The sequence below is a fragment of the Corynebacterium sp. p3-SID1194 genome (assembly GCF_025144155.1).
GTDB lineage: Bacteria > Actinomycetota > Actinomycetes > Mycobacteriales > Mycobacteriaceae > Corynebacterium.
The window spans coordinates 22,447-30,967 of the sequence record NZ_JALXWY010000024.1; the positions used below are offsets into that span (position 1 = coordinate 22,447).

The following is an 8,521-nucleotide window of genomic DNA, read 5'->3' on the forward strand; positions in this document are numbered from 1 at the left end:
CCGTCCTCAATACAGCGAACCTGTCGCGCGACGATTTGCTGCGCGTGCGTCACGATGAAGCAGGCTGCTTCAACGACCTGCCCGCGCACGTCTGGCCGCGCAACGCCGAGCGCCACAGCGACGGCTCCGTGTCTATCGCTGGAGTTCCGCTCGCGGACATTGCCGCGGAATACGGCACCCCGGTCATGGTCGTCGACGAGGACGACTTCCGTTCTCGCTGCCGCGACATGTCCCGCGCCTACGGCGATCCGGCGCACGTGCACTACGCGGCGAAGGCTTTTCTGACTTCCCGCATCGCGAAATGGGTCGCCGAGGAAGGTCTCGCGCTCGACGTCGCCAGCGAGAACGAACTGCTGATCGCCCTGGCCGCAGATTTTCCGGCCGAGCGCATCACCGCCCACGGCAACAGCAAGTCCGATTCCTTCCTGCGACGATGCGTGACCAGCGGCGTTGGCCACGTGGTGATCGACTCCCACCAGGAGCTGGACACCCTCGAGCGCATCGCTGGGGAAGAGGGCGTGGTCCAAGACGTGTTCATCCGCGTCAAGCCTGGCGTGGAGGCGCACACGCACGAGTTCATCGCCACCAGCCACGAGGACCAGAAATTCGGCTTGTCGCTCGCATCCGGGTCTGCGTTCCTGGCTGCCCAGACCGCGCACGCCGCAGCGAATGTGCGCCTGACCGGGCTGCACTGTCACGTCGGTTCCCAGGTCTTCGACGCTGAAGGCTTCAAGCTCGCCGCCTCCCGCGTGCTGGGCCTGTACGCGAAGATCTACCGTGAGCTCGGCGTGGAGTTGGAATACCTCGACTTGGGCGGTGGCTACGGCATCGCCTACACCGTGGACGAGGAGCCGCTCAACGTCGATTCCGTCGCCCGCGACTTGCTGCGCGCCGTGCGCGAGGCAGCGGGGGACTTGGACCTCACACCGCCGAAGGTCATCGTGGAGCCCGGCCGTGCGATCGCTGGCCCGGCGGCTGTGACCGTTTACTCGGTCGGCACCGTCAAAGACGTTCACGTGACCGACGATGCCACCCGCCGCTACATCGCTGTGGACGGCGGAATGAGCGATAATATTCGCACCGCGCTCTACGGCGCGGAATACGACGCGCGCGTGATCAACCGCAACACCGAAGGCGCTCCGCACGCCACGCGCTTGGTCGGTTCGCACTGCGAATCCGGCGATATTTTGATCAATAATGCCCTCTGGCCTGACGATATTGCCCCCGGCGACCTCATTGCCCTTGCCGCCACCGGGGCCTACTGCTTCTCAATGGCGTCGAACTACAACTGCTTCGGCCGCCCCGCAGTGGTCAGTGTCCGCGATGGCGAAGTCACTCCGATGGTGCGTCGCGAAACGGTTGAGGACCTACTCGCGCGGGAGGTTTTTGTAGACTCGTAGGCCATTGCTGTCCATCCCCTAGACATAGGAGAACCATGACTGCGCTGAGCGCCGAAGGAAGGAACGGAAACTACCCGGGCAAGGGCATCGGGCAACCCGTGGGGGTCGCCGTGCTCGGTATGGGTACCGTCGGCACTGAGGTCCTGCGCCTGATCAACGAGTTCTCCGGCAGCCTGGAAAACCGCATCGGCGGCCCGATCGATGTTCGCGGTGTCGCTGTGTCCGACCTGAGCAAGAAGCGCGAGGTGCTCGACCACTTCCCGGACATCACGCTCACCGACAACGCCCGCGAGCTCATCGACCGCGACGACATCGACGTCGTCGTCGAGGTCATCGGCGGCATCGACTACCCGCGCGAACTGGTCCTCGCAGCGCTCAACGCCGGCAAGTCCGTGGTCACCGCCAACAAGGCGCTCATCGCCGCGCACGCCGACGAGCTTTCCGACGCCGCCAACGCCGCAGGCGTCGACCTCTACTATGAGGCCGCCGTGGCCGCCGCGATCCCCGTCGTGGGCATGCTGCGCCGCTCCTTGGCCGGCGACCAGGTTCAGCGCATCTCCGGCATCGTCAACGGCACGACGAACTACGTGCTTGACGCGATGGCGTCCACCGGCGCGAGCTACGAGGAGGCCCTCGCCGAGGCCACCCGCCTGGGCTACGCCGAGGCCGACCCCACCGCCGATGTTGAAGGCCACGACGCCGCCTCCAAGGCCGCGATCATGGCGTCGATGGGCTTCCATTCCCGCGTCACCTACGACGACGTGCACGCCGAGGGCATCACCAATATCACCGCCGCGGACATCGAAGCCGCAGCCGAAGCCGGCTTCACCATCAAGCTGCTCGCCATTTGCGAGAGGCTTATCGACGACGCCGGCAACACCTCCGTCTCCGCCCGCGTCCACCCGACGCTGGTGCCGAACGACCACCCGCTCGCGAGCGTCGATAAGTCCTACAACGCTGTCTTCGTCGAAGCGGAAGCTGCTGGCCGCCTGATGTTCTACGGCAATGGCGCCGGCGGTGCGCCCACCGCGTCCGCTGTGCTCGGCGACCTCGTCGGCGCCGCACGCAACAAGATTCTCGGCGGCCGTGCCCCGGCTGAGAACCCGTACGCGCACTACCCGGTCGCCGACTTCGGTGATGTGCCGACGCGCTACCACATCGACATGTCTGTCGTTGACCGCGCTGGCGTCCTCGCCGAGATCTCCCGCCGCTTCGCCGCGCAGGACATCTCCATTTCCGCCGTGCGCCAGGAGGAGTCCGGCGAAGACTCTCGCCTGATCGTGGTCACCCACAAGTCGCTGGAGCGCAAGCTCGCGGGCATCGTCGACGAGCTGCGTGACATCGACGAGGTCAAGTCGATCAACTCCGTCATTCGTCTGGGCGCGTAGACAATGAGCGTTGATCTCGAAGTGGGCCTGCGCGCCCGCGTGACCGTTCCCGGCAGCTCCGCGAACCTGGGTCCTGGCTTCGACACCCTCGGCCTCGCCGTGGGCATTTACGACACCGTCGAGGTCGAGGTCACCTCTTCTGGCCTCGAAGTGGAAATCTTCGGCGAAGGTGCCGACGATCTGCCCCGTGACTCCTCCCACTTGGTGGTCAAGGCCATCAATTCCGGCCTGCACGCTGCCGATGTTCATGCCCCGGGTTTGAAGGTGACCTGCCACAACAACATCCCGCAGTCCCGCGGTCTCGGCTCGTCCGCCGCTGCTGCTGTCGCCGGTGTCGTCGCCGCTAACACCCTTGCTGGTGATCCGCTGAGCACCGATGAGGTCATCCAGCTCAGCTCCGCCTTCGAGGGCCACCCGGACAACGCCGCCGCCAGCGTTGTCGGCGGGGCAGTGGTGTCGTGGACCGACATTCCCGTCGACGGTGTCTCGCAGCCCGAGTACCGCGCGGTGCCGCTGACCGTGCACAAGGACATCATCGCGACCGCGCTCGTGCCCGACTTCCGCGCATCCACGAATGCCGTGCGCAAGGTCCTGCCGTCACACGTCACGCATACCGACGCCCGGTTCAACGTCTCCCGCACGGCCGTAATGACCGTCGCGATCCAGACCCACCCGCAATTCCTGTGGGAGGGCACCCGTGACCGCCTGCATCAGCCGTACCGCGCCGACGTCCTGCCCGTCACCGCCGAGTGGGTGAACCGCCTGCGCAACCGCGGTTACGCCGCCTACCTCTCCGGCGCCGGTCCGACCGCGATGGTGCTGTCCACCGAGCCCGTCGACCCGAAGATCCTCGACTCCGCGCGTGACGACGGCCTCCGCGTCCTCGAACTCGACGTTGCCGGCCCCGTCACCGCCGAGCTCCTCCGTTCGTAGGTCGTTTCACAACACAAACTGGTAACGAAGCCTGCGGGGGTTGTTTGTTTCCCTTAGATTTGCTTAGTGACGTTGGCCACAGTGCAGAAGGGACGAGTTTATGCAGGCGTTGTCGTCGCGGTTGCGGGCGGGGGTTGTCCTCGCCTTTTTTGTTGCCGTGGTGTGTTGTGTGGCGTGGGCGCCGGTGGTGTTCGCGCAGAGTGGCTCGGAGTCGTCTGAGGCTTCTTCGTCGAAGTCGTCCGAGTCGTCTGATTCCACGGATTCTTCTGGCTCGTCGGAGTCAGCCGACGCTTCCGGTGATCAGGGGAGTGCGAACAGTAAGGCGATGTTGATTTTGGATGCGTCGTCGTCGATGCTGGAGGACGATGCTGATGGTCCGCGTATTGATGCTGCGAAGAAGGCGTCGAAGGATCTGATTGAGTCTCTTCCTGGGACTGCCCAGTTGGGTTTGATGGTTTATGGTGCGCAAGAGTCTGATGCGCCGGATAACCGTGAGGCGGGCTGCAAAGATATTGAGACGTTGGAGAAGGTCGGCCAGGTCGACAAGGAGAAGTACGTCAAGGCGATCGAGGGCGTGACCCCGAAGGGGTATACCCCGATGGGCAACTCGCTGCGTGAGGCCGCCAAGGAGCTTGGCGACGAAGGCGAGCGCTCCATCATTCTTGTTTCCGACGGTATTGATTCGTGTGCTCCGCCGCCGGTGTGCGAGGTGGCTAAGGAGCTAGCCGAGGAGGGTGTGGATCTTGCTATTCACACGGTCGGTTTCAAGGTCGACGAGGAGGCCCGCAAGGAGCTGCAGTGCATTGCTGACGCCGGCAAGGGGCAGTTCTTGGAGGCCGATGATGCCGGAAGTTTGGCTGATTCTTTAAAGTTCCTGACTCAGCGTGATGTGGGTAAGTACCAGCTCAAGGGCACCAAGTTCGAGTTCGCCGATAATCCGGAGGACGCCAAGTGGCTCGATGAGGGGCAGTATCAGACGAAGGTTACCCCCGACACCAACGCCAAGAAGGACCGCTTCTTCCGTATCTCCGTGCCGGAGGGCCACAACGCCCACGTTACGGTCACTCCAGTGTGGCAAACCAACGGCGGGGTTCACCACGGTGATCTCTCCGTCGCATCGGGTGACATCGTCAACGAGAAGGACCCGGAATGCGGGACTGCGCGGGATTGGGGAAGCAGCTCCACGACCAACAACGCAGAGTTCGGGATTGATCCGTTCGAGTTAACGTTTTCCCGTCACGACACGATGAGAAACGACGGCAAAGCGAACACCTGCGACATGAGCTCGTGGATCATCCCGCTGCAGGTCTACCAAGACGGCGACAAGATTTCGGAGGACGTGAATCTCGAGGTCAATGTTTTCTATGAGCCGCTTCCCGATGAAGAGCAAGGCGAAGAATGGAGCGACCGAAAGCTTTCTTTTGCAGACGATGTAGAAGGAGACCTGCCGATCGAGAACGCTGAATCGGTGACCGGCGGTACCGGCTTCAACGATGCCGTCGAGATCTCCGAGGGGTCCTACTCCGACAGGATCGTTCCCGGCGAGTACCGCTTCTACAAGATCCCGGTTAAGTGGGGCGAGCGCCCAGTGATCAAGGCGAAGACACCTAAGTCGGAGGTCAAGGAGGTTGATGCAATTGGTTTCGGCTTCTACGATCCACTACGCTCACCTGCCGACCACGGGAAGCTGATCTTCTTCGATAAAGATGTCGAGAAGGGGCCGATCGGTCCGAAGGAACACGCCTGGTACGGGGAGAGACCACAGGGCTACTATTTCGTCTGGTTCGGCATGTCAACTAAAGGAGCCGGTGAGGTCACTGGCGTAGAGCAACCGTACGAGTTCGCAGTGAAGCTTGATGGTGAGCCGGCTGACGGCGGCATGGACTGGGAGCCGACGTACGAAGATGGTCCGGAGCCGTCGGATGAGCCGATCAAGTTCGATAGCGCTAAGAATGACGACTCCAAGAAGGACGGCGAGAACAACGAAGATGGCGCTGGTGCCGCTGACAACGACGAGTCCGGTAGGCCGTCGTGGCTGCTTCCGCTGGTGATCGGTTCGGGTCTGCTGCTTCTGCTGCTCATCGGTCTGTTGGTGTTCCTGCTGCGCCGCCGGAATAAGGGCGCGACATCCCGCGTGAACGCGGATGACGAGTTCCGCCACGATCCCCGCAATGGCTCGACCGCCCAGTTCGGTCAGCACGGTCAGCAGGGCCCGCATGGTCAAGCCGGTCCGCATGGCCCCGGAGGGGCTCAGGGCCAGAACGGTAATCCCTACGGCGGTAACCCGTACGCGTAAACAGCCCCGGAAACCCCATGGTCTATGCGGTTCCTACAGCCCCAGGTAGGGGAGGATTGACCGCATAGGTCATGGTTCGCGCTGCACGACTAGTTAAGTCGAGAACGAGAGACAGGAGGCTCGGTAGTTAGACGACACAAACTGGTAACGAAGCCTGCGGGGGCTGCTCGTTTCCCTTAGATTTGCTTAGTGACGTTGGACACAGTGCAGAAGGGACGAGTTTATGCAGGCGTTGTCGTCGCGGTTGCGGGCGGGGGTTGTCCTCGCCTTTTTTGTTGCCGTGGTGTGTTGTGTGGCGTGGGCGCCGGTGGTGTTCGCGCAGAGTGGCTCGGAGTCGTCCGAGGCTTCTTCGTCGAAGTCGTCCGAGTCGTCTGATTCCACGGACTCTTCGGATTCGTCGGAGTCGGCTTCGGCTTCCGGTGGCGAGGGGAGTGCTGATAGCAAGGCGATGCTGATTTTGGATGCGTCGTCGTCGATGTTGGAAGACGATGCTGATGGTCCGCGTATTGATGCTGCGAAGAAGGCGTCGAAGGACCTGATCGAGTCTCTTCCTGGGACTGCCCAGTTGGGTTTGATGGTTTATGGTGCGCAGGAGTCTGATGCGCCGGATAACCGTGAGGCGGGCTGCAAAGATATTGAGACGTTGGAGAAGGTCGGCCAGGTCGACAAGGAGAAGTACGTCAAGGCGATCGAGGGCGTGACCCCGAAGGGGTATACCCCGATGGGCAACTCGCTGCGTGAGGCCGCCAAGGAGCTTGGCGACGAAGGCGAGCGCTCCATCATTCTTGTTTCCGACGGTATTGATTCGTGTGCTCCGCCGCCGGTGTGCGAGGTGGCTAAGGAGCTGGCCGAGGAGGGTGTGGATCTTGCTATTCACACGGTTGGTTTCAAGGTCGACGAGGAGGCCCGCAAGGAGCTGCAGTGCATTGCTGATGCCGGTAAGGGCCAGTTCCTCGAGGCCGATGATGCCGGTAGCTTGGCTGATTCTTTGAAGTTCCTGACTCAGCGTGATGTGGGTAAGTACCAGCTGAAGGGCACGAAGTTCGAGTTTGCGGATAGTCCTGAGGATGCGAAGTGGCTTGATGAGGGTCAGTATCAGACGAAGGTGACCCCGGATAGGAATGCGAAGAAGGATCGTTATTTCCGTGTCTCTGTGCCGGAGGAGCACAATGCCCGAATCACGATCACCCCGGTGGTGCAGGGCAACGGTGAGCACAAGGACTCCCAGCTATTCATCACTACCAGTGACATCGTTAATGAGAATGACGAGTCCTGCGGAAGCACTAATACGACTTTGGCGAGCGCGTCGAACTTTATTACTCCTGGGTACGGGATTGACTCGTATCACATCGTGCTGGACCGCGCAGAACAACACCATTTGAAGGGTAAGGAAAACCGGTGCGATATGAGTTCGTGGCTCATCCCGGTGCAGGTGTACCAGAACGGTGACGAGATCACTGATGATGTCAATCTTGAAATTGCCGTGCATTACGTGCCAATTCCGGATGAGGAGCAGGCGAAGGAATGGAAAGACCGCAAGATCTCTTCCCCGGGTGAACCTGACGAAGTGCCGGAGATTGAGGATCCTGAGGCGATCACCGGTGGTTCTGGTTTCAATGACGCAGTGGAGATCACTGAGGGGTCGTATTCCGACAAGATCGTCCCGGGCGAGTTCCGGATGTACAAGATTCCAGTGAAGTGGGGTCAGCGACCGGTGATCAAGGCGAAGACACCGAAGTCGGTGGTCAAGGAAGCTGATTCAATGGGATTCGGCATCTACAATCCGTATCGCAAAGGACTCGCTGGCGGGAAGCTGATTTTCTTCGATGAGGATGTCGAAGAAGGCCCCGTTGCTCCCACTGATTTTGCGTGGCACCGGGAAGTGCAGCAAGGCTTCTTTTACGTCTGGTTCGGCATGGGAACTAAAGGAGCCGGTAAGGTCACTGGTGTAGAGCAGCCGTATGAGTTTGCTGTAGCGCTTGATGGTGAGCCGGCTGATGGTGGTCCGGATTGGGAGCCGACGTATGAGGATGGTCCGGAGCCGTCGAATGAGCCGATCAAGTTCGATAGCGCTAAGAATGACGACTCCAAGAAGGACGGCGAGAACAACGAAGATGGCGCTGGCGCCGCTGACAACGACGAGTCCGGTAGGCCGTCGTGGCTGCTTCCGCTAGTGATCGGTTCGGGTCTACTGCTTCTGCTGCTCATCGGTCTGCTTGTGTTCCTGCTGCGCAGGAAGAACAAGGGTGCAACGTCTCGGGTCGATGCGCGGGATGGTGTCCGCCGTGATCCGCGTGATGGTTCCACCGTTCAGTTCGGTCAGGCTGAGCAGTATCGTCAGCCGAGTCAGCCTGGCCAGTACGGTCCAGGTACCCCGAACAGGCCAGAGAATCCGTACGGCCCAGGTACCTCGAACGGCCCGGGCACTAGCCCCTACGCGTAGAAACGGGGCGGAGGCGGCTGCACTATGCGATGTGCACTATGCGATCTGCATAACCCCAGGT

At 61.5% G+C, this 8,521-nt stretch carries 5 protein-coding genes; all 5 read left to right on the forward strand.

Annotated elements, in window-relative coordinates:
* The first annotated feature begins 44 nt into the window (after positions 1-44).
* The 5 genes from lysA (at position 45) to M3G19_RS11120 (ending at position 8,460) form a co-directional block, all read left to right on the forward strand.
* Entirely contained in the window at positions 45-1,400 is a 1,356-nt protein-coding gene (gene lysA / locus M3G19_RS11100; protein WP_259902690.1) for a diaminopimelate decarboxylase, read from the forward strand.
* A 35-nt stretch (positions 1,401-1,435) separates the two neighbouring features.
* Positions 1,436-2,788 (forward strand): homoserine dehydrogenase, encoded by a 1,353-nt coding sequence (locus M3G19_RS11105; protein ID WP_259902685.1) that lies wholly within the window; start codon positions 1,436-1,438, stop codon positions 2,786-2,788.
* A 3-nt stretch (positions 2,789-2,791) separates the two neighbouring features.
* Entirely contained in the window at positions 2,792-3,721 is a 930-nt protein-coding gene (thrB, locus tag M3G19_RS11110; RefSeq protein WP_259902686.1) for a homoserine kinase, read from the forward strand.
* 100 nt (positions 3,722-3,821) lie between these two features.
* Complete coding sequence (locus M3G19_RS11115) at positions 3,822-6,017, forward strand: VWA domain-containing protein (RefSeq protein WP_259902687.1); 2,196 nt, start codon at positions 3,822-3,824, stop codon at positions 6,015-6,017.
* Positions 6,018-6,240: 223 nt separating this feature from the next.
* The gene (locus M3G19_RS11120) at positions 6,241-8,460 is read left to right on the forward strand and encodes a VWA domain-containing protein (RefSeq protein ID WP_259902688.1); all 2,220 of its coding nucleotides are present in this window, start codon (positions 6,241-6,243) and stop codon (positions 8,458-8,460) included.
* Positions 8,461-8,521 lie beyond the last annotated feature (61 nt).